This is a genomic window from Pedobacter cryoconitis (genome assembly GCF_014200605.1).
Taxonomy (GTDB): Bacteria; Bacteroidota; Bacteroidia; order Sphingobacteriales; family Sphingobacteriaceae; genus Pedobacter; species Pedobacter cryoconitis_B.
In genome coordinates, this window is sequence record NZ_JACHCE010000007.1 from 274,099 (window position 1) to 296,062 (window position 21,964).

General features: G+C 38.3%; 17 protein-coding genes and 1 riboswitch. Of the genes, 12 read left to right on the forward strand and 5 right to left on the reverse strand.

The features are described 5' to 3' along the window. The first annotated feature begins 11 nt into the window (after positions 1–11). The 4 genes from HDE68_RS20245 to HDE68_RS20260 all read left to right on the forward strand — a co-directional run bounded on the left by HDE68_RS20245 (position 12) and on the right by HDE68_RS20260 (position 5,778). Complete coding sequence (locus tag HDE68_RS20245; protein ID WP_183884049.1) at positions 12–2,951, forward strand: FAD-binding and (Fe-S)-binding domain-containing protein; 2,940 nt, start codon at positions 12–14, stop codon at positions 2,949–2,951. Between the two features lie 239 nt (positions 2,952–3,190). Continuing rightward, positions 3,191–3,997 (forward strand): MlaE family ABC transporter permease, encoded by an 807-nt coding sequence (locus HDE68_RS20250; RefSeq protein WP_183884050.1) that lies wholly within the window; start codon positions 3,191–3,193, stop codon positions 3,995–3,997. A gap of 2 nt (positions 3,998–3,999) precedes the next feature. After that, positions 4,000–4,773 (forward strand): ABC transporter ATP-binding protein, encoded by a 774-nt coding sequence (locus HDE68_RS20255; RefSeq protein WP_183884051.1) that lies wholly within the window; start codon positions 4,000–4,002, stop codon positions 4,771–4,773. Continuing rightward, complete coding sequence (locus HDE68_RS20260; protein ID WP_183884052.1) at positions 4,774–5,778, forward strand: MlaD family protein; 1,005 nt, start codon at positions 4,774–4,776, stop codon at positions 5,776–5,778. A 51-nt stretch (positions 5,779–5,829) separates the two neighbouring features. On the opposite strand, the gene HDE68_RS20265 is transcribed toward HDE68_RS20260, so the two are convergent. After that, positions 5,830–7,302 (reverse strand): PLP-dependent aminotransferase family protein, encoded by a 1,473-nt coding sequence (locus HDE68_RS20265; protein ID WP_183884053.1) that lies wholly within the window; start codon positions 7,300–7,302, stop codon positions 5,830–5,832. Positions 7,303–7,529: 227 nt separating this feature from the next. On the opposite strand from HDE68_RS20265, the gene HDE68_RS20270 reads away from it, so the two are divergent. Together HDE68_RS20270 and HDE68_RS20275 are read left to right on the forward strand one after the other, a co-directional pair. Then, entirely contained in the window at positions 7,530–7,976 is a 447-nt protein-coding gene (locus tag HDE68_RS20270; protein ID WP_183884054.1) for a DoxX family protein, read from the forward strand. 38 nt (positions 7,977–8,014) lie between these two features. After that, on the forward strand, positions 8,015–8,437 hold the full coding sequence (locus HDE68_RS20275) for a GNAT family N-acetyltransferase (RefSeq protein WP_221300835.1): 423 nt from the start codon (positions 8,015–8,017) through the stop codon (positions 8,435–8,437). An 80-nt stretch (positions 8,438–8,517) separates the two neighbouring features. Here HDE68_RS20275 and msrB read toward each other — a convergent pair whose 3' ends face one another. Further along, a complete protein-coding gene (gene msrB, locus HDE68_RS20280; protein ID WP_183884055.1) occupies positions 8,518–9,021 on the reverse strand; it encodes a peptide-methionine (R)-S-oxide reductase MsrB in 504 nt (167 codons plus the stop codon). A gap of 118 nt (positions 9,022–9,139) precedes the next feature. Further along, positions 9,140–9,718, reverse strand: coding sequence for a fasciclin domain-containing protein (locus HDE68_RS20285; protein ID WP_183884056.1), 579 nt, complete (start codon positions 9,716–9,718; stop codon positions 9,140–9,142). Positions 9,719–10,100: 382 nt separating this feature from the next. Here HDE68_RS20285 and HDE68_RS20290 point away from each other — a divergent pair, with 382 nt between their 5' ends. The 6 genes from HDE68_RS20290 (at position 10,101) to HDE68_RS20315 (ending at position 18,856) form a co-directional block, all read left to right on the forward strand. After that, complete coding sequence (locus HDE68_RS20290; protein ID WP_183884057.1) at positions 10,101–10,637, forward strand: DUF4303 domain-containing protein; 537 nt, start codon at positions 10,101–10,103, stop codon at positions 10,635–10,637. A 68-nt stretch (positions 10,638–10,705) separates the two neighbouring features. Beyond that, entirely contained in the window at positions 10,706–11,836 is a 1,131-nt protein-coding gene (locus HDE68_RS20295) for a TlpA disulfide reductase family protein (RefSeq protein ID WP_183884058.1), read from the forward strand. A gap of 150 nt (positions 11,837–11,986) precedes the next feature. Then, positions 11,987–12,086, forward strand: a riboswitch (SAM riboswitch). Between the two features lie 438 nt (positions 12,087–12,524). Further along, complete coding sequence (locus HDE68_RS20300) at positions 12,525–15,623, forward strand: SusC/RagA family TonB-linked outer membrane protein (protein ID WP_183884059.1); 3,099 nt, start codon at positions 12,525–12,527, stop codon at positions 15,621–15,623. 15 nt (positions 15,624–15,638) lie between these two features. Further along, positions 15,639–17,231, forward strand: coding sequence for a SusD/RagB family nutrient-binding outer membrane lipoprotein (locus tag HDE68_RS20305; protein ID WP_183884060.1), 1,593 nt, complete (start codon positions 15,639–15,641; stop codon positions 17,229–17,231). A 15-nt stretch (positions 17,232–17,246) separates the two neighbouring features. Then, positions 17,247–18,209, forward strand: coding sequence for a DUF1735 domain-containing protein (locus HDE68_RS20310; RefSeq protein ID WP_183884061.1), 963 nt, complete (start codon positions 17,247–17,249; stop codon positions 18,207–18,209). Beyond that, a complete protein-coding gene (locus tag HDE68_RS20315) occupies positions 18,194–18,856 on the forward strand; it encodes a hypothetical protein (protein ID WP_183884062.1) in 663 nt (220 codons plus the stop codon). The genes HDE68_RS20310 and HDE68_RS20315 overlap by 16 nt, the downstream gene beginning before the upstream one ends. A gap of 80 nt (positions 18,857–18,936) precedes the next feature. Here HDE68_RS20315 and HDE68_RS20320 read toward each other — a convergent pair whose 3' ends face one another. Together HDE68_RS20320 and HDE68_RS20325 are read right to left on the reverse strand one after the other, a co-directional pair. Continuing rightward, on the reverse strand, positions 18,937–20,445 hold the full coding sequence (locus HDE68_RS20320; RefSeq protein ID WP_183884063.1) for a thiol-activated cytolysin family protein: 1,509 nt from the start codon (positions 20,443–20,445) through the stop codon (positions 18,937–18,939). 227 nt (positions 20,446–20,672) lie between these two features. Beyond that, positions 20,673–21,824 carry an alginate lyase family protein gene (locus HDE68_RS20325; protein ID WP_183884064.1) on the reverse strand — a complete coding sequence of 384 codons (1,152 nt, stop codon included), beginning with the start codon at positions 21,822–21,824 and terminating at the stop codon, positions 20,673–20,675. Between the last annotated feature and the right edge of the window lie 140 nt (positions 21,825–21,964).

Consider the following 21,964-nt stretch of genomic DNA (forward strand, 5'->3'; position numbering starts at 1 on the left):
CTGATCATGATATGAATGTCAGCAATGATCAACTGAAATCCCTGTACGGTTCACTGGACGGGGATTTCTTTACGGACCAGCAAACCCGTATCCTATATGCTACTGATGCTTCTGCTTATAGAGAAATGCCGCTTGCGGTAGCTATCCCCAAAACTGTTTCCGATCTGGAAAAACTGATACTTTTTGCATCCGGCGAAGGTTTATCCCTGATTCCGCGAACTGCAGGTACCTCACTTGCAGGGCAGGTTGTTGGCAAAGGTATAGTAGTTGATGTTTCTAAATATTTCAACAAAATCCTTGAACTCAATATTGAAGAAAAATGGGTTCGTGTACAACCTGGTGTAGTCCGCGATGAACTGAACCTTTATCTCAAACCATTTGGATTATACTTTGGCCCGGAAACTTCGACAGCTAACAGGGCGATGATCGGCGGCATGGTTGGAAATAATTCATGTGGTTCAAACAGCCTGATCTACGGAAGTACCCGTGAACATACGCTCGAGGTCAAAGCATTGCTTTCTGATGGCTCAACCGCCGATTTTAAAGCACTTGAATTTGAAGAATTCATCAAAAAATGTGAAGGAAATACTTTAGAAAATAAGCTATATAAAAATATCAGGTCTTTATTAGGCAATTATGAAAATCAGCTCAGTATCCGTGAACAATTTCCAGTTAAAACTATTGAGCGTAGAAATACGGGATATGCTGTTGATATTTTACTTGATAGTGCCCCTTTTACAGCTGATACACCAGCATTTAATTTCTGTAAACTGATTGCTGGTTCTGAGGGTACACTGGCCTTTATGACAGAGATTAAGCTTAACCTGGAACCTGTTTTAAAAGAAGAAACAGCATTGCTGTGTATACATTTCAAGAGTATTGATGATGCATTAATGGCCAATCTGATCGCTTTAAAATACAGGCCAAGGGTCAGTGAGCTGATAGATCATCTGATTTTGGAATGTACCAAAGAAAATATAGAACAATCCAGAAACCGGTTTTTCGTATCGGGTGACCCTGCTGCAATCCTTGTTGTAGAATATTCGGGTAAGGACAAACAGGAGATTACAGAAAAAGCTGCCAGAGTTGAGGCAGAAATGAGGTCAAAGGGATTGGGTTATCATTTTCCTTTAGTCTTTGGCCCGGATATGTCCAGGATCTGGTCCTTAAGGAAAGCTGGTTTAGGTCTTTTAAGCAATCTTCCAGGAGATGAAAAAGCGGTAGCCGTAATTGAAGATACCGCTGTAGATGTTAAAGATTTACCTGCGTATATCCGTGATTTCAATGAAATCCTTAAAAAGCATGGTCTATTCTCTGTTCACTATGCCCATGCAGGTTCTGGAGAAATACATCTCCGTCCTATCTTAAATCTGAAAACAGTAGAAGGCAACCGCCTTTTCAGGGTCATTGCCGAAGAGATTGCAAAACTGGTTAAACAATATAACGGTTCACTAAGTGGTGAACATGGTGACGGCAGGTTGCGCGGAGAGTTTATTGAGCAGATGATCGGGCCGCGTAATTATAAAATCCTTAAAGAAATTAAATCAGCCTGGGACCCGAAAAACATCTTTAACCCTGGCAAAATTACGGATACCCCAGCTATGGATACCATGCTGAGGTATGAACCTGGTCAGCAAATACCCGAAATCAAGACTGTATTCCGTTATCATAACCAGAACATCCTGCAGCATGCCGAACAATGTAATGGTTCTGGCGACTGCCGCAAGTCACATTTAGCCGGTGGTACGATGTGCCCGTCTTTTATGGCGACAAGAAATGAGAAAGACACCACAAGGGCAAGGGCTAATATGCTGCGGGAAATGCTGACCCATTCTACCAAAATAAACCGCTTTGATCATCAGGAGCTTAAAGACGTAATGGATTTATGTCTGAGTTGTAAGGGCTGTAAATCTGAATGTCCTTCAAATGTGGATATGGCTAAACTTAAAGCTGAATTTTTGCAGGGATATTATGATGCCAATGGAGTTCCTTTTAATGTGAAAGTTGTTGCCGGGTTTAATCAGATCAATCAGCTGGCCTCTTTAGCCCCTGGTTTATACAATTGGAGTATAGGGAATAAAGCGATCAGTACGTTGATAAAAAAGAGCTGTGGTTTTGCGGCGGAGCGTTCCCTCCCCCCCTTATATCAAACGACTTTGAAAAAATGGTTTGTGCAGCATAAAAAAGAAGCCGGACCAGCGGTGAAGCATGCGGTCAAACAAAAGACGGTATATTTTTTCTGTGATGAATTTACCAATTATTCAGATACAGAAATTGGTATTAAAGCCATCCTTTTATTAGAAAACTTAGGTTATCAGGTCATTATTCCAGAACATCTGGAAAGTGGCAGAACATGGATTTCCAAAGGCCTGCTCCGTAAAGCAAAAAAAATCGCGCAGCATAATGTATTCCAGCTCAGTAAAATAATTACCAAAGAAACCCCTTTAATTGGTATAGAGCCTTCAGCTATTTTGACTTTCAGAGATGAGTATGTTGACCTGGTAGATTTGCCACAATTACCCATGGCACAAGAACTGGCTAAAAACAGCTTATTAATAGATGAATTTATTGCCAGGGAGATTGCCAGTGGAAATATATCAAAAGATAGTTTCAATAAAGAAAGCAGGCTGATCAAACTGCATGGCCATTGCCAGCAGAAGGCATGGGCTGTGCTGGATGCTTCCAAACAGATACTTGCTTTTCCTGAAAACTATCAGGTCGAAGTAATCCCTTCTGGCTGTTGTGGTATGGCTGGTTCATTTGGTTATGAAAAGAAACATTATGAATTATCTATGCAGATTGGAGAATTGGTACTGTTTCCAGAAGTCAGAAAGCAAGCTGAAAACGTTCTCATTGCGGCAACCGGAACAAGCTGCCGGCATCAGATTAAAGATGGTACACATAAAAAAGCCTTACATCCGGTAGAAATACTTTATGAAGCATTGCTTTAAAACATAAATATGGGCTATCTTTATTTACAGGATAGCCCGTATGCCTGTTTATACGCACATCATTGTTTTGTCATTTTAATGTAATCCAACTTGTGAATATTTGCCGAAGTATTACATTTGACCAAAATGCAGCTATAGTCAGCATAAAACAAAAACAATTTGACCGTTTTATTGCTTTCATATAAATAGAACAAATAAAACCCTGATTTAAATTATATTTGGCTGCACAAACCTAACGAATGGATCCTAACACAGAAAATCCGAATATCACGCCTCGCAAATATGTCATTTCCAGAAAACTTGACAGCATGTTCTTCGGTATATATCACGCTTATCAGTTTGTACTGCGCTTTTTCAAAGAAGTATTTGTACCTCCCTACGAATTTAAAGAAATTATACATCAATGTTATGAGGTGGGCTATAAATCGCTGCCCTTAATCTCTCTGACCGGTTTTATTACCGGAGTTGTATTTACCAATCAATCCAGGCCTTCGCTGGCCAACTTCGGGGCCACCTCCTGGTTACCTTCACTGATTTCTATTGCCATTATACGTGCATTGGCCCCATTGGTTACTGCCTTAATTGCTGCCGGAAAAGTAGGTTCCAATATGGGTGCAGAATTGGGATCAATGAAAGTTACTGAACAGATTGATGCCATGGAAGTATCGGCAACAAATCCTTTTAAGTATCTGGTAGTGAGTAGAATATTGGCTACTACCTTTATGATTCCTATATTGGTTATGTATACTGCTTGTGTGGCATTACTGGGTGCTTTTCTAAGTGTTCACAGCAATGAGCAAACAAGTTTCTCTATGTTCTTCTCACAGGTATTCGATACCATTAGCTTTTTAGATATATTTTCAACTACCTTTAAGTCAACCGTTTTTGGTTTTACGATTGGTGTGGTTGGATGTTATCACGGATATAATTCCTCAAAAGGTACTGAGGGTGTTGGAAGAGCAGCCAACTCAGCTGTTGTTGCTGCCATGTTCCTGATCTTTGTAGAAGAGATTATTATTGTTCAAATTGTAAATGCTTTCCGTTAATTATGGTCAAACAACAGAAGGCTATAGACAGAAATAATGCTGTTATTTCCATTAAAGGCTTAAAAAAGGCTTTTGGTGACCTGGAAGTATTAAGAGGTGTAGACCTTGAAGTCTATCAGGGTGAAAATCTGGTTGTACTGGGCCGTTCGGGTACTGGTAAATCAGTATTGATTAAAGTGATCTCAGGTTTACTGCTTCCTGATGCAGGAGATGTAGATGTCCTTGGACAGAGTGTTGAACATCTCAATACTAAAGAATTGATGGCATTAAGGCTTAAAGTGGGGTTCTCTTTTCAGAACAGTGCGTTATATGATAGTATGACTGTACGTCAGAATCTTGAGTTTCCGCTGGTAAGAAATTCCAGGAGCCTGAGACGTAAAGAGATCAATTATGAGGTTGAAAATGTACTGGATGCTGTTGGATTGTCACAGACGATAGAGCAAATGCCTTCAGAACTTTCGGGCGGACAGCGTAAAAGGATCGGTATTGCACGTACCTTAATTTTGAGACCAGAAATTATGCTTTATGATGAGCCTACAGCCGGTCTTGACCCTATTACTTGTATAGAAATTAACAACCTGATCAACGAGGTTCAGGAAAAATATAAAACAACATCTATTATTATTACACACGATTTAACCTGTGCTAAAGAAACTGGCGACAGAATTGCTATGCTTTTGGATGGTCAGTTTGCCATACAGGGAACATTTGATGAAGTCTTTGAAAGTAAAGACGAACGTGTTCAATCTTTTTACAATTATAATTTTACACAATAAATGAGCGCTACAGAAAACAAAAGATCAATAGTTGTAGGAATTTTCATCTTTATCGGACTTGCTATCTTCATTGCCGCGGTACTTACTTTAGGCGGAAAGCAAAAACGATTTGTAAGCAGTATTACCTTAAAAGCAGTTTTCAATAACGTAAATGGTATACAGGCTGGTAATAATATCTTCTTTTCGGGTGTGAAAATCGGAACCGTAAGTAAAATTAACTTTTATGGAAATGCACAGGTAGAAGTAACCATGCATATCGAAGAAGCAGCACAAAAATATATACATAAGAACTCAGTAGCTAAACAGGGCTCTGAAGGTTTTATAGGAAATAAAATGATTGAGATCTTACCTGGTCAGGGTGATGCGCCGCAAGTAGAGGACGGAGACCGTATTAATGTAGCTACGGCTTTAGGTCCGGAAGACATTATGAAAACTTTACAGGCAAACAATAAGAATATCCTGACTATTACCGACGATTTCAAAAAGGTAACTACAGATATGCTTGCCGGAAAAGGAACATTAGGAACTTTATTAGCAGATACAGTAATGGCAGGACGTTTACGTCAAATGACAATTAACCTTGAAAATGCATCTGCAAGTACAGCAAGAGTAACATCGGCAGTTGCTCAATATACTTCTAAACTGAATACCAAAGGTACTTTGACTAATGAATTGCTGACAGACACAACTGTATTTGCAAGTTTAAAAACAGCAGTGAAGAGTTTGCAGAATACGGCAGCATCAGCTTCTGAAATGACAAACAACCTGAAATTGACCAGTAATAAATTGAATTCAGATAAAAATGCAGTAGGTGTGTTACTGAATGATGAGCAGACTGCTGCTAAATTAAAGAATACAGTGAGCAACCTGGAATCGAGTACTAAAAAGCTGGATGAGAATATGGAAGCTTTACAGCATAACTTCCTGTTAAGAGGCTTCTTTAAAAAGAAAGCTAAGGCAGAAGCCGCTGCTGCAAAAGATCAATCGCATCAGGACCCGAAATAATCCGATATATCATTTAATGAAACGGCCGGTATTTTTTATACTGGCCGTTTTTTATTGTGTTGTGATTTTTCGGAAGATTTCAATTGCATGCTGCATTTCAGCTTCCTTTAAAGAAGCAAATCCAAAACGGATACCATTGTGGATCTGATCGGCACCTTCATAATAAGCACTTCCAAGAAGCATTAAACCAAGATTTTGAGCTTTTGGAATGATATCTCCCAAAGGATATGCTGCTTTGAATTTTAGCCAGAGGGCCATCCCTCCTTGTGGTTTGGTAAAATCCAGGACATCAGCAAGCTGATCATTCATCGCGCGGGCAGTTTGATCACAACGTTCACTGTATATCTTATTTGATTTTTTGATATGTCTTTCCAGTTCACCACTGTTGATAATAGATGATAACGCTTCTTCCATCAGCGTATCCCCTCTTAAATCAATTAATCTTTTGAGGTTTGTCGCCTGGGTAATAAAATTAGCAGGGCCTATTAAATATCCGATTCTGCAGGACGGGGCTAGAAGTTTGGTGAAAGAACCAACATACAGCACGTTGCTGCCATGATCAGAACTTGCAAGCGGAAGAACCGGGCTGTTGCTATAGTGAAAATCATAATCGTAATCATCTTCTATCACAGGTAACTGATAGGATCTGATCAATTCCAGCAATTTCGTTCTGCGGGACTGGCTCATAGTTACCGTTGTAGGGTGATGATGATGAGGGATAGTATAAAGCAAATTTATCTTAAAGTTCTTTAAGGCATTCTCTACGGCTTCAACATCCATTCCTTCCTTATCTACAGGAATACGGATAAGGTTCGCTCCTGCCTGCTTAAACACGGCATCTGCCACATAATAGCTTGGATCACTGACCAATACATTGTCGCCGGGTTTAAGAATCATGGCAGCAGCAAGGTATATAGCCATTTGCCCACCTCTGGTAATCAATAGATTATCTTTTGATATATTCAATCCCCGCGAGCCGTTCAGAAAATTAACAGTTGATTCCTTTAATGCGGGTGTACCGCCAAAATCTTTCATTGACATCAATCTTTTGACTTTTGTGCCCTGGAGTAATTTCCTGTATTCTTTGAGCATACTGTCAAAGGGCGTAAGATCTGCATCAGGGAAACCGTCATTCACAAGGATAGATGTGCGTTTCAATAGAGGATGCTGAACAGCTGTACCGGGAACCTGCTTAAAGTAGAATTTAGCAGGGCTGGAATAGGTATGGTTTTTCCCGCCTTCCTGAAAGGATCTCGGTTTGATTAATGGCAGATTAAGTGCTACCCGGATTCCGATTCTGGGTAAAGTTTCAATCCAGTCTTGCGTAATAAGTTCTTCATAAGCGGCGACAATAGTATTGCGGTGTTTATCAAGCATAACGGCAAGCTCCCTGGTGCTTGGCAGAAATGTACCTGGTTGTATCACTCCTTCTGTAATCAGAACAATCAAACGATCAGCAATTTGCCTGTATACAGCTGTAGTACTTCTTTCATCAATTACGATTAAGGTTTTAAAAGGGAGCATCTGATTTATAGGTTTAAAAGACAGTTAATGTAATCGGGTCCAGAATAACAAAGAATAAATTAAAGGATTTTTTTGCTTTCTGCTTCATTTCCTGAAAAAACTGTGTTATGTGTGACTTAAATATCAGTCATCAGCTTTGCGAAATCACTGGACTATTTAATTAGATAAATCTGGCACATCAAACCAGCTAAATCATATGATAATTTTGAACTATCAAATTATTAACTATGAAAAACGAATTTTCAGTGCCTCAATTATTTTTACGTTTAGCCTTAGGTATAGGCTTCATCTTTCCTGTTTTGGATCGTATGGGAACTTTAGGCCCGGCTGGGGCTAACAATATATCGTGGGGCAACTGGGAAAACTTCATAGCTTATACCAATACCCTGCTCCCATTTCTGAGCAGACCTGTCGCAGGCATTATGGGATTTATTGCAACACTTGCAGAAATTGTTTTTGCCATCTTATTGATTACTGGTTATAAAACAAGACAGGCAGCACAAGGCAGTTTCCTTTTAACGCTGACATTTGGCCTTTGTATGGCGTTGTTTTCTGGCATAAAAGCACCATTCAATTATTCTGTATTTGCAGATAGTGCCGCAAGTCTATTACTGGCAGCTGTTCCTATTTACAAATGGAGCCTGGACAATTATTTCTCCAGAGATATATTATAATAAAACATTCATTAATAGCTAAATAATAAATTTACATCGTGGAAATATTAAGATTAAACCCAGCTGATGATCTTTCCGGATTCTGGAATGTTCTGAGCACTTTTCGTACTAATTTATCTATTGATACTTACCAGCAGGTATTATCAGAAATGATAGAAGACGGTTTTCATCTGATTTATATCACAGATAACGGTGAGGTGGCTGGATTTGCCGGATACAGATATATACAAAAGCTTTTCACCGGAAAAACGATATATATCGACGATCTGTTTACTTTGCCTCAATATCGTGGTAAAGGTTATGCAGCAGCTTTATTGGATTATATTCATGAAGAGGCCAAAGCAACGGGCATGAATAAAGTTGAACTTGACAGTGGTCCTACCAGAAATGATGCACATAGATTATATTTAAATCACCGGTATATTATTTCCAGTATGCATTTTTCACGTCCGGTTTCCTGATGATCCGCATCAGCCAAGAGGTGGATCTGATTATTTCAGTCAATTCAAATCAGATCCATCTTTTAACTAATCAGGCGCTTTTATTTTCCAAGGCCATCAGGTACAAAATCAAGAGATACCGAATTCATACAGAAACGTTTATGTGTTGGTTCTGGTCCGTCATCAAAGATATGTCCAAGATGCGAGCCGCAACGTGCACAAAGCACTTCTGTTCTTTCCATGCCCAGAGAATTATCTTCTCTGTAAATTGTACTTTTAGTTCTGATCGGTTCAAAAAAGCTAGGCCACCCGCAGGTACTTGCAAACTTTGCATCAGATTTGAATAATGCATTTCCGCAAACTGCGCAATAATAAGTTCCTTTACGTTCCGAATTCCAAAGACTTCCTGTAAAGGCCTGCTGTGTTGCACCTGTTCTTGCTACTGCATAAAGTTCAGCAGGCAGGATCTTTTTCCAGACCGTATTACTAACCTTTAATACATTCGTGTCTGTTCTGGAATAGTAAGGGTTTGTAGCAGTTTTAGTCTGACTATAGCCAGAGAAACCAATTAGCAGCAGCAATATTGAATTTAATATAGTTTTCATAAAAATTGTTTTTAATGTTAGTCGTAGAATAATGAAAACCTTACAAATAATTTAAATTTTAACAAAGAAAGCCTCCCGAAAATTCAAGAGGCTTTCCTGGTATTCTTATACAATTTAATTATTTTGGCATTAATACAGTATTCACCACGTGAATTACTCCATTTTTCTGATAAACATCAGCAATAGTTACAGTACTTAATCCACCTTTTTCATCTTTCAGGACTAGTTTTTTACCTTCCATCCAGGCCCAAAGTTTTCCACCTTCAACTGTAGTCAATTCTGCTTTACCTTTTCCTTTTTTGATTGCAGCTGCAATAGCTTTGCTGTCCATTTTACCTGCTACCACATGGTAAGTAAGAATTTTAGTTAATGCTGCTTTATTTTCAGGTTTAACTAAACTAGCTACTGTACCTTTTGGCAATTTATCAAAAGCTTCATTAGTTGGTGCGAATACAGTAAATGGTCCTGCACCTTTTAAAGTTTCTACTAAACCTGCTGCTTTAACAGCTGCTACCAAAGTAGTGTGATCTTTAGAATTTACAGCATTGTCAATAATATCTTTTGTAGGATACATTGCAGCACCGCCAACCATTTTAGTTTCACCAGACATCGACATTTTTGATTGTGCCTGAACTTGTGTTTGTGAAGCAAATGCGATAGCTACTAAAGCAAATGCAGATATAAATGTTTTTTTCATTTTGGTTTTGATATTTAACACCACTTACGACAGTTCTTATGTGATTGGTTTTTAAAACCTGCAAGAATAAATGCAACTGACTGATTATTAATGTAATTATTTCATTTAACGGTATAATGCATCTCGTTTTGAAACAAAAATTAACTCAAAGAATTTCATCATAAATTATTGATTTGTTAATATACCGGCTCTTCTCTGATAGAAAATTATAATAACTTGCAATAGCCATCTGTTATTATCTGATAAAAAAGGTCTTATCTGATAAAAAAGAGATGATTATTGCTAAATAAAAAAGATGTCGCCTGTAAAATAAATCAGCGGCGTTACTGTTAAATAAATAAGATAAGTCCCTATTAAATATTATATCAAAAAAATTATCATTATGCAAAAAATAGATTTTGAATCCATAGAAAACGAACTGCTGGAATTTGCAAAAACTGAGGTTATTAAATTCGTTGAAGCACATCCCGGCGAAGTATTTTATGCTTTCGCTTTTGACTGTAACGCAGAATATGCTGAAGTAAATTTATGCTTTAACACCGAAGAAGCTTTCACAAAGACCTTAACAGAATGTCAAAGCGGAAAGTATAAAGATTCTTACCAGACTGAAGAACAAATTTATGATTTACGGTATAATACAGGTGACTGGGACTACCAGTGTTTTTCAACCAAATATGTACTTTCAGAAGATGAATTATTTGGTGATGAAGACCAGGATAACGAGAAAGAGAATGAAGATGATGAGTCAAATAATGAGCTTTCAGATACCCTATTGCTCCTTTTTTCGAAAACATTGCTTGAATTTATAAAAACAGAGGAGTTCAAAAAAATCCCTAAAACAACTGGGTTTAAAGTGTTCTGTGTAGACCATAACGAAGATCTGGAAGAAGCAGAATTGAGGTTGAGTAATTTACTATAAATAAAGTATACTAAATTAGTAGTGTTTATTTATCTTTGTAATACAATCTTTTTTAAACCTACTAATTTATGAAACGTAAATCTATACTACTTGTGGGAGCCCTGCTCCCATTCGCCGTTATGGCGCAGCAGCCATTTAACTTAAAAGGAGAAGTCAAGAGCTTACTTCCGGGAGATAAAGTCTATTTAAGTTACAATGCAGATGGAAAAAGTATTCTCGATTCAGCTATAGCTGAGCAAGGGATATTTGCTTTTAAAGGGAAAATTAAGGACCCGGCAAGAAGTACCTTATATAAAAAATCCAATGTTAAAGGAGTCAAAAATGATGTGTTATCATTTTATATTGAGCCCGCTAATATCAGCATAACTTCGGCCGACTCCCTGAAACACGCAACCGTGAGTGGCTCTCTGGTCAACAAGGATAATGATCAGCTTAAAACCTTATCAAAACCTGTACAGGATCAGCTTGCTGTACTTAATACTGAATATAATCAGCTTACAGCAGAACAGAAAAATGATAAAGCTTTTCTGGATGGCTTTTACAAACGTTATGATACTGTTTCAGAAGGTCTGACTCCGGTCTATCTTGATTTTGCCCGTAAAAACCCTAACTCTTATATCAGTCTGGTGGTGTTATCACAACTGGCTGCAAATGAAAAAGCACAAACAGAGGCAGAACAGCTTTACAGCAGTCTTTCTCCAAAAGTCCGTGAAACCAGTACAGGAAAAAGTATTGCGGGTTTCTTTGAAGCAGCAAAAAAGACAAAAGTCGGTTTGCAGGCTATAGATTTCACCCAAAATGATGTCAATGATAAACCTGTAAAACTATCAGATTTCAAAGGGAAATATGTTCTGGTTGATTTCTGGGCATCATGGTGCGGACCTTGCAGAAAAGAGAACCCAAATGTAGTTGTTGCTTATAATAAGTACAAAAATAAAGGATTTACAGTATTAGGCGTTTCTTTAGATCAGCCGGGTAAAAAAGAGGCCTGGTTAAAAGCAATTGCAGATGATCAGTTAACCTGGACACAGGTATCAGATTTGAAATTCTGGGATAATGCTGTAGCTAAATTATATGGGGTAAGATCTATACCTGCAAATTTCCTGATTGACCCTTCCGGAAAGATTATCGCTAAAGGTTTAAGAGAAGAAGATCTTCAAAATAAACTGGCAGAAATCTTTAATGCACAATCTAAATAGGTTCTATTCTTCTCTCTGTTTATCCAAAAATATGCGTCAAGATTATTAATAACGCGGTTTTATTGCAGAGAGAAAATAAACTATACTAAATTAGTAGTTTTTATTATTAATTGTTACTTTTGCCTCATCAACTAGTTCTTATTATTATAATTCTTATCAAGAAAGACGGAGGGAAAGGCCCATCGATGTCTTAGCAACCTGTTCTTTACAAGGTGCTAATTCCTTATTACATGAGTAATAAAGATAAGTTTGAATGCTCTCAGTTCAATGAAGAATTCATTCCTCCCCGATTTCATCTCTAAAGCTAAATGGCTTTATCAGAAGTAAGAATAACAATTAACGAAATAAAATTAACAAATCTATACTTATAGAAAGGAGTACTATGCAATAAACCGGAGTCTAAAAATTTCAAAAACAAACCGTAAAAAAAATAAGGAGCGGTTAGAGCCCGCTCCCTATTCATATTGCGGTTATGGAACACCAACGCGAATTAATGTTTTTAAACCAACAAACAAATATATGAAAATTACTTTTACCTACCCCGTACCGTCTGATATCCTTAATTGCATATCAATTCATCGCTGTTAGAGAGATAACAAGCAATCCACATCCTTCAAGATTTTATTAACGGGTTATTTAGATTTCTAAACTGACCTGGATAACTATAGCCCAAATTTTCAAATAAACGATGAAAAAGACTTTACTCAAATTCTTTATATTCTTGTTTGTGCTTACAATTTCAACTATTGCCGAAGCACAGCAGGAAAAAACAATTACCGGAACAATCACCTCTAATGAGGATGGCCTGCCCCTGCCCGGGGTGAGTGTCAAATTGAAAAACACGAATACAGGTGCCGTAACAGGCGCAAATGGTAAGTTCTCCTTCACCATTAAAAACTCAGGACCAGAAGATGTTCTGGTGATTACTTTCATTGGATTTAAGCATTACGAGCATAAACTCAATGGAAAAACAAAAGTAGATGTCGCCCTTACTCCTGACAATAATGATTTAAATGAAGTAGTCGTTTCTGCCGGAGGGATACTTCGTAAACCAAAAGAACAAGGTTATACTGCCACCAGGATAACCTCAGATGAGCTCACTAAAGGTAAGGCTCCAACAGTAGCAGGTGGTCTGGTAGGTAAAATTGCCGGTTTACAGGCTAATGCTATTTCCAGTGGGGTGAATCCGAATTACAGATTAGTATTAAGAGGTAACCGCTCCTTAACAGGAGATAACACTGCATTGGTTGTAGTAGATAACGTAGTGGTACCAAGTTCTATACTAGACAATTTAAATCCAGAAGATATAGAAGAAATATCTGTGTTAAATGGTTCGGCCGGAGCTACATTATATGGTTCAGAAGCTTCAAACGGGGTTTTACTGGTCACGACCAAAAAAGGTAAAGATGGAAAACCAACTATCCGTTTTTCAAATACGACAACTTTAGAAAAGATCAGTTTCTTCCCTAAATTGCAAACCCGGTTCGGTGCCGGATCTACAGCCGACTCACAGATTTTCAGTCCTACAGAAAATCAGCAGTTCGGACCTGCATTTGATGGCAGTTTAAGGCCGCTTGGGTTTCCATTAGCTAATGGAGAGCAGCAGCAAATACTTTATTCACCAAGATCAGACAGAAATGATTTCTGGGATACAGGTATAAGCAACCAATCTGATTTCTCAGTTTCATCAGGTGACGACAAATCGACAACCTATGTTGCAGGACAATACCTGAATGGTAAAGGAACAACACCTGGTGATAAATATACCAGGGCTTCTGTCAGGTTTACCGGAACAAGGAAGATCCTCCCATCGCTAAACGTAGATTATTCTGCCAATTATATTGAAAACAATTACGATATCACCAGTACTACTGCCGGGGTATATGCAGATTTGATCAATGTACCTGCAAACATTCCCATATTAGATTATAAAGACTGGAAAGATGGTAAATATTCAAGCCTGGATGGTTTTTACAGTCCATTTTTCGGTAGTCCTTACTGGGATGCAGCAAACAACCGCTTAAAATCGAAGAACTCTTATCTTACAGGAAAACTGGAAGTAAAGTGGACTCCGCTCCAATGGTTGAATTTCACTTTCAGATCTGGTCTGTCTAACCGTTACTATACACAAAAAACAAGTGTAGCAGCAGCTATATATTCTGATTATTCTCAAACTTTAGGCAAAACGAATTCTGCCGGAAGCGTAGCCGATTTAGCCAATCAGACAGCAAGATTTAGTAATGACTTCCTGGTGAACATTAAAAAAGACATCAAAGACTTTTCACTGAATTTGATTCTGGGTGCTTCATCTGTGAACAAGACTGCTAAAAATGTAGGTGTCAGTGCTAACGGCTTAATTATTCCAGGTTTATACAATGTCGGCAACCGTTCTGGGGTAGCTGATGCCACAGAAAGTAATGCTAAAAGTAAGCTTTATGGACTCTGGGCCGATGCTACACTGGGTTATAAAGACTATTTATACCTTCACCTGAGCGGTAGAAATGACTGGACATCACTGCTAAGTCCAGAAAACAGATCGTTTTTCTATCCTGCAGCCGATTTATCATTTGTTGTTACTGATGCTTTTCCGGCTTTAAAAGAAAACAAGGTTATCAATTATCTTAAAGTCCGGGGAGCTGTTTCTAAAACAGGTTTGATCAACATTGATCCTTATAGTCTCGATCCGGTATTTAATTCAGTAACCGGTTATAATAGTGGTACATTTTTCACGCAGGACGGAACTTTAGCTTCAAAAGACCTGAAACCTGAAAAAACCAGCGGGTATGAATTAGGAACTGATTTCAGACTTTTAGATAACCGCGTTGAAGCCAGTCTGACCTATTATTATACCAGTACAAAAGGTCAGGCAATTTATGCGGGGATTCCGGTTTCTACAGGTTTTTCGAGTTATCTGATCAATACCGGAGAAGTAACTAACAAAGGGCTTGAAACCTCATTACACATTACTCCTGTTAAAACTGTCGATTGGAAATTAGTAGTTGGTGGTAATTTTACGGCTAATAAAAACCTGCTGAAATCCCTGCACCCTACTTTAAAGACAATAAGTATTAATGGAAGTAACGTAATCTATGCCGTTGAAGGTCAGCAGATCAATTCAATTATAGTGACCGATTATTTACGTGACGATCAGGGACGTGTAATTGTTGATGCGAATACTGGATATCCTTCTAAAGCACCTCAGTCACAGAATTTAGGTAACACTTCTCCAAAATACCGTCTGGGTCTGGACATGCAGGTAAGCTGGAAATCATTCACTTTATCAACCCTTTTTGAATACAGGGGTGGTTTTAAAGTAGCTTCTATATCACAGGGTAATAACTTCGATTTTGCAGGTTCATCTGCCCGTAGTGCTTATTATAACAGAGAACGTTTTGTATTTCCAAATTCTTCTTATCTGGATGCAGCAACCGGAAAATATGTGGCCAACAATAGTGTCACTATTTCGGATGGAGGAACTGGTTTCTGGACCAGTGGCGCACCAAACAGAAGTATATACAGCAATTATGTTTACTCTGGGAATTACTGGAAATGGAGAGAACTTTCATTGGCCTATAATTTACCTAAAAGCCTGTTAGCTAATATCAAAGCTGTAAAAGCGGTTACAGTCAGTGTGCAAGGCAGAAATCTATTATTATGGGTTCCTAAATCCAATGAATATACCGATCCTGACTATAGTGCAAATGACAACAATGCCGTTGGGGTATCCACGTTAGGCCAGACTCCGCCTACAAGATATTTTGGTGCCACCTTATCCGTAACCCTTTAACTACAACATCAGCTCATGAAAAAATACTTCAATATATTCACCATAGTGGCCTTATTTAGTACGCTAACGGCCTGCAAAAAAGACCTGAATATTAACGATAACCCAAATAGTGCGACAGGCAGTAATATGAAGCCTATCCTGGTATTGCCCAATGCCCTGACTGCAACAGCTGCAAATGCAGTTAGCTACAATAACTATGGCTCTTTGCTGGTTGGTTATCAATTACCGGGCAGAGGATTAAGCGGATTTAATGATATTTATTCTTATAATTTCACTTCCTCTTCCAATACTACGCTCTGGGACAATGTATTTGGCAATCTGAAAGACTATCAATACATCATCAACAATACGCAGAATGAACCTCAGCTGGTTTTATTAAATGCAGTAGCGCGTATAGGGAAAGTATATAACTATCAAAGACTGGTAGATGCTTATGGCGATGTACCTTATACTGAAGCTTTAAAAGGTTCTGAAAATGTAGCTCCAAAATTTGATCCTGCTGCTTCAGTTTACCAAAATCTGGTCAAAGAGCTGGATGATGCTATTGCAAAGCTAAAGGCCAACATCGGCAATACAGGTACAGTTACACCACTTAACGGTGCTTCTGATGTTTTATTTGGCGGAAACCTGACCAAATGGATTCAGTTTGCGAATAATATTAAATTGAGAATACTGGTGCGTGCAGCAGGTTCTTCTATTGACAGCTTCGTAAACAGTGCTTATAGTACTTTTTCTACAGAAGGTTTCTTACTGGAAAATGCAATTGTTAATCCGGGGTATAATGCAGCCTCTAAACAAAATCCTTTCTGGGGGATTTACCATAGCAGTGTAACCGGTTCAGCAAGTTCCGTTGCTACTTATTATATTCCATCAAAGTATATCTATACATTTTATAACGGCCCTTTACTGACTGATAATAAGAGAGGTACACTGATTTATAAAAACTTCCCTGCTACCCCGACAGGGCAACTTGGAGATGAAAAAAACAATCCTAATGCTATCCCTACTTTCTCTGCCTGGTTTACTGGAACAGGTACCGGGCTCAATGCTTCATCAGCTCTGGGTGTGCTAAAAGGACGTGCTTATGGTGTCCCTGTTTTTCTTGCTTCCGATATTTATTTTCTATTAGCAGAAGCTGCTTTAAATGGCCATGCTTTATCGGGCGATGCCAAAACAAATTTTGATAAAGGTATCCTTGCCTCCTATCAGTATCTGGAAACCAATGTAAGTAATGTCATTGAAAGTGGTCAGAACCCTGCAGCAGATGCCAAGGCTTATCAGACCGCAAATGCTGGCAATTATTTAGCAAATTATGATTTAGCAACCAGCAAAGAACAACGCCTGGAAGCAATTATTACGCAGAAATACATTGCATCCAATACGATAAACAGCTATGAAGCCTGGTCAGATTTCCGCAGAACAGCTTATCCTAAAATACAGACTAACGGAACGGCTACCACAACTTTTGTTTCTATTTCTTCTTCCTCTCCAAGAGCAGATAAACTACCTGTAAGAGATATTTATCCGCAAACAGAGTATAACCTGAACCCAAATACACCAGTAATCAACAATGCATTTTCGAGTCCGCTTTTCTGGGATCTCAATTAATAAACAAATGATAATATGAAAAGATATTTAAACAAATACACAGTGCTGTTATTAATTACATCAGTATTAGCCTCTTCCTGCACCAAAGAAGATGGTATATTTACAGATGGCGGTTCGAGCGGAATCGTAGAATTGCAGTTGCCAGCCAGAACTACGTCTACAATTTATGCTATTGCAAGCCGTTCCTTTGCTACGCAGGATGAGGTAGATTTCCCTATTGCAATCAATTATACCGGGGTCAATGGTACTCCAGCAGATGTAGTGGTCAATGTAGACGTCAACAGTACAGCTGTCACGCAGTATAATGATGCATCAGGCACGGCTTATACTACGCTTCCTGCAAATCTCTATACAGTGACTTCAACCAATGTAAGTATCCCAAAAGGAACAAAAACCGGTACCTTTCTGATTAAACTGAAAACCAGTTTATTTGATTTCAGTAAATCATATGCATTGGGTGTGACGATTAAAAGCTCATCATCTGGTACGGTTAGTGGAAATTACAGTACAGGAATATACCGTGTAATTGCTAAAAATGCTTATGAAGGTGATTATAAAGTGACCGGTTGGTTCTTTCACCCGACAGCAGGAAGACCGCTAAACCTGGTTAAAAAACTGGCTACCACAGGTAAACTAAGTGTCTCTGCTCCTCTTGGAGATCTTGGAAGCTCAAATTATTCTTTTGAGTTTACTGTAGATGGTAATGCGTTGACAGGTTATAAAGCAACCGGTGCTACTCCCGGAGGATTAAATTCGGGGTTTTTAACCGCAGATCATCCGGAAGCAAGCTCAAGCTGGGCCAATAATCCGGCCAGTGCCGATCAGCCTGGCCAGGGACAATGGAAAACAGCGACTTATAATAATACTTATGATGCTGCAAGCGGCACATTTTTCCTTGCCTATGGTTATATAGGTTCGGGTGGTACAGGACAGTCAGGCTGGAGCCGTCAGGTTTATGAAAAATGGGTAAAACAATAATTTATATTTTAATAGCGCTCAATTTTCTGGCCTCCGGATGTTCTGATGGAGGTCAGAAAATAGCTGTATACCCAAAAATGGGTATCGGTGAAAAGATCTATTTGAATACAGTTACCATAGATGGTGAATATAAAAAGAAAGATTCGGCACTGGTCCTGGAAAACGGTAAAGAGATCGTTTTTCGCATTTATTGTGCAGAACAGCAGATTTATGCACTCAGTTCATCATTTAATAATTTCACTGTTTTTTTTATCAATGATCAGGGAAGTAAAACAATACATGCAGACTTTTTTGCCAGAACTTATCAGGTAAAGGGCTCCCCTGCTACAAATAGTTTGATCCTGTTCCAAAGAAAACAAGCTGGTATGCTAAAAATGATCGGGCAGCTGCTCAAAAGAAAAGATAGTATTGGAACAGCCCGTCTTCGTCAGCAGTATAATCAGAATTATATCAATTATGCAGATACGGTGAGGAATCCTGTTTCTTTTGCCATTGTCAATGATAAAGTGGACTTTGGGACTGATTATAAGGGATTGGAAAAGTTTATCAATAAGGCTAACCATAAATTTAAAGGGCATAGCCAGTTTGACTGGATCTATATGAATGCACTCGGTTATCTGAAAAAGGTTGAAGTGACTGGCAAATAACGGAACTGATTTGTATAAAAACGGGCTATGTTATTTTATAAATGACATGGCCCTTTTTTTAGGAATTCGTATTCTAATGTTTATGGCATTGCATAAAATCCAACTCCCTGAAAATCATCCCAGTATCTTGGATCATTCAGATTAGAACTTTGACTATAATAATGATCGCGTCCTCCAGTGCTGTAATGTATATAGATTGGAACTGAGCCAGGTACCTGAGTCGGATAAGCATAAAATGCAACACCTTCATATCTCCAGTAGTTAAAATCATTCAAGGTACCCATCGTATAATAATGATCTCTGCCGCCCTCGCTGAAATAAACGTTAATAGGCACTGTGCCGGAAACCTGCTTATTGTACGCGCGGAATACAACACCTTCGTATCTCCAATATCTCCAGTCATCAACCATACCTGTAGACAAATAATGATGTTGCGGGGCAACAAATGAATTTACATTCACTAATTGAGAAGAACAGTCTGTCATATAATAATCTCCATTGATTATGGTCTTATAAATACCATGATCTTTAGCATTTCTTAAGGTATAAGCAATAACTTCACCTCTTGAATCAGGGCCCATATTTCCGCCATTGATTACATAATCCCTGAATGCAGGAATACCTTCTATAGCTTTTGCCGCATCACTTGAGGATCCACCAATGATGGTACCACTTAGTTTCATGTTATCCATAACCTCTTTATGTTCTTTAGAGAGACTGCCCCCTCCACCTATCTTCCATACACTAAATGAGGCTTCAATAGATTTATAGACTCTGGTAGAGTCATAAGAACTTTCGATCAGCAGGTAAGCACTTCTACCATAATCAATTGAAGAAATATATACCGGAGCTACGGTGCCTTCAAAATTTGTTGGTTTGTTAAATAAATTACCATCTGCAGGAATATTAATATCAGCACTGAAAAATTTCTGATAGATCTTTAACAGATAGAAACTTTTTGTACTCAACGCACTTTCATCAAAATTTGCAACGGAGCTAAAAAATGAGCCGATCTTAAGGTTCGCTCCGATTTTCATCTCAATTTCTCTTTTAGAACGTGCATGTACCAATTCGAACGTAAAATTAGCGGGTTGCTGACCAACAATGTTTGCGCTCATAATTTCCTGCATAGATACTCTGAAACTAGCCAGGTCAGGATTGATTGTTTTGCTGATTGCTCCATTTGAACCCTGGATAGAAACTGAATAAGTAATTGGTTTACGAACGTAGTCGCCAGGTAGAAATAATGGTTTGTAGGTGCCATTCTGGATACTTTCTCCATCAATTAATGAACCTGCGTACATGATGTTACCCGATGGATCTAAAACAGAAAGCTTATCGAATTCTGCAGACTGTTTATGCAGAATTGTGCTGCAACCTGAGTTATCAATTGCATTTACACGAACAGAACCTGCTTTAGCAATTCCATTTTCATCTGATCTGGAAGTGGAAGGTACTTTCAAATCTTTAAATTGATTGAGATTGTTTGTGATTTTTGGATCACCAGAATTCTCCTGCATTTCTACCCCCTTTTTACAGGCATTGAAACATACTGCAGTGAGCAATAAGAAAGATAATAATTTTTTCATAAGTAAGATTTGTTTCTTCAAATCTAATGAATTATTTATTTCTATTATTAAAATTATTTCTTTTATAATTTAAAATATAAAAATATAGCATTGTAACATTTGTATATTAGAAAAAAGGTTTCTTTATGCGGTGTAATGGAGAACGAATCTAATGATGAGAAAATGATAATTAAACAAAAAAGGATAGCCACATGGCTATCCTTTTTTGTTTACGTGTTGATTCTTAATTAAAGGCCCGCTACTCCAAAATGAGTATAGGTAGTAAAACCTAAAAACGTATTGTCATTTGGTACACCAAGAGGTGTTTGCATCTCTCTCAAAGATTTAAGATTAGCTGTTTTATAATAATTATATGCCACCTCAGTACCCGGAAACACAGGGCTGTTTATGGTACAGTAATCACATCCTGTAGTACGGTTATAGGCTTTTCTCATAAAATCATAACCTTTACTGATCAGGTTTGAATTTGCGGTCCAGATTGAATTATCTCCCTGAATTCTTGCCAGCTCAGCTGCATAGGCAAAAGCCGTTAATGAATACTGGTAATGTACACAGTCTTTTCTAACGCAAAGTTCAGGCAAAGTTCCATCTGCATTAATCACAATAGGAAGGTTCGTTTTTATAAAATCATATCCATTCTGATAAACAGACGTACTATTTAAGAAAATACCGATGGCCATTTTTGCATATCCTGCAGAAGCGTCCCAGTTGTTATTGTATTGAGGGATTTTATTGATATAATTGTCTTTCACCAGGGTTATAAAAGCCGAAAACTGTGCAATATCAGCCTCAGACCATCCTGCCGATTGTCCGTTAACTTTATAATATCTGATAATTTCGGCAGCCGCTACAAAACCAGGTGTTGTCCAGGAAGCTTCCAGATCAGGCTGATTTGGGTTTGTACTGCTATCCAGTAAACCATAATTTTTAAAGTTCTTAGCCCATCCGTTCAAAATAGCAATAGCTTGTGCTGCGTAAGCTGAATTTCCGGTTTTAGCCCAGCGTAAAGCAGTGGCATAAACTAATTCAGAATCGTTTCTGATCTGGTTTTTAGAAGGCGAAGTTGCTCCGTTTGAACCAACAACTACAGTTGCTGGAAATGAGGTTGGGTATTGATGACTGTTGATAAAGTCAGTCACTTTTTGGTAGGCAGCAGTACGATCAGCATCACCACCATTTACCTGCGAAGCTACCAGGTCGAGACTTGCCTGTGTATTCAGCAAACCGGGATGGACAAATGCGACTTGAGTTGAGCTTGTGTTTACATTGCCGACTTGGTTATTTCCGCTATCAGCTGCCACAGATTTCTTACATTCAATCAGGAATGCAGTAAGTGTTACCAGGCCAAGACAAAGCAGCCAGGATTTAGTTTTATTCATTTTCATAGGTAATTGGGTAAATAGATGTAGTTTTTACACTAAGCTATGAAATAGATTACAACATTTAAAATATTGATTTTAGCGCATAAAAAAACCGGTTATCGTGTAGATAACCGGTTTCATATTATTGGTGTTTTTAA

Bases quoted from the DNA above. Each gene is read 5' to 3' on its own strand.
- HDE68_RS20315 (WP_183884062.1), top strand. From the start codon at position 18,194: ATGGGTAAAACAATAATTTATATTTTAATAGCGCTCAATTTTCTGGCC.
- HDE68_RS20245 (WP_183884049.1), top strand. From the start codon at position 12: ATGAATGTCAGCAATGATCAACTGAAATCCCTGTACGGTTCACTGGAC.
- HDE68_RS20310 (WP_183884061.1), top strand. From the start codon at position 17,247: ATGAAAAGATATTTAAACAAATACACAGTGCTGTTATTAATTACATCA.
- HDE68_RS20290 (WP_183884057.1), top strand. From the start codon at position 10,101: ATGCAAAAAATAGATTTTGAATCCATAGAAAACGAACTGCTGGAATTT.
- HDE68_RS20325 (WP_183884064.1), bottom strand. From the start codon at position 21,824: ATGAATAAAACTAAATCCTGGCTGCTTTGTCTTGGCCTGGTAACACTT.
- HDE68_RS20295 (WP_183884058.1), top strand. From the start codon at position 10,706: ATGAAACGTAAATCTATACTACTTGTGGGAGCCCTGCTCCCATTCGCC.
- HDE68_RS20305 (WP_183884060.1), top strand. From the start codon at position 15,639: ATGAAAAAATACTTCAATATATTCACCATAGTGGCCTTATTTAGTACG.
- HDE68_RS20300 (WP_183884059.1), top strand. From the start codon at position 12,525: ATGAAAAAGACTTTACTCAAATTCTTTATATTCTTGTTTGTGCTTACA.
- msrB (WP_183884055.1), bottom strand. From the start codon at position 9,021: ATGAAAACTATATTAAATTCAATATTGCTGCTGCTAATTGGTTTCTCT.
- HDE68_RS20320 (WP_183884063.1), bottom strand. From the start codon at position 20,445: ATGAAAAAATTATTATCTTTCTTATTGCTCACTGCAGTATGTTTCAAT.
- HDE68_RS20260 (WP_183884052.1), top strand. From the start codon at position 4,774: ATGAGCGCTACAGAAAACAAAAGATCAATAGTTGTAGGAATTTTCATC.
- HDE68_RS20250 (WP_183884050.1), top strand. From the start codon at position 3,191: ATGGATCCTAACACAGAAAATCCGAATATCACGCCTCGCAAATATGTC.
- HDE68_RS20265 (WP_183884053.1), bottom strand. From the start codon at position 7,302: ATGCTCCCTTTTAAAACCTTAATCGTAATTGATGAAAGAAGTACTACA.
- HDE68_RS20270 (WP_183884054.1), top strand. From the start codon at position 7,530: ATGAAAAACGAATTTTCAGTGCCTCAATTATTTTTACGTTTAGCCTTA.
- HDE68_RS20255 (WP_183884051.1), top strand. From the start codon at position 4,000: ATGGTCAAACAACAGAAGGCTATAGACAGAAATAATGCTGTTATTTCC.
- HDE68_RS20285 (WP_183884056.1), bottom strand. From the start codon at position 9,718: ATGAAAAAAACATTTATATCTGCATTTGCTTTAGTAGCTATCGCATTT.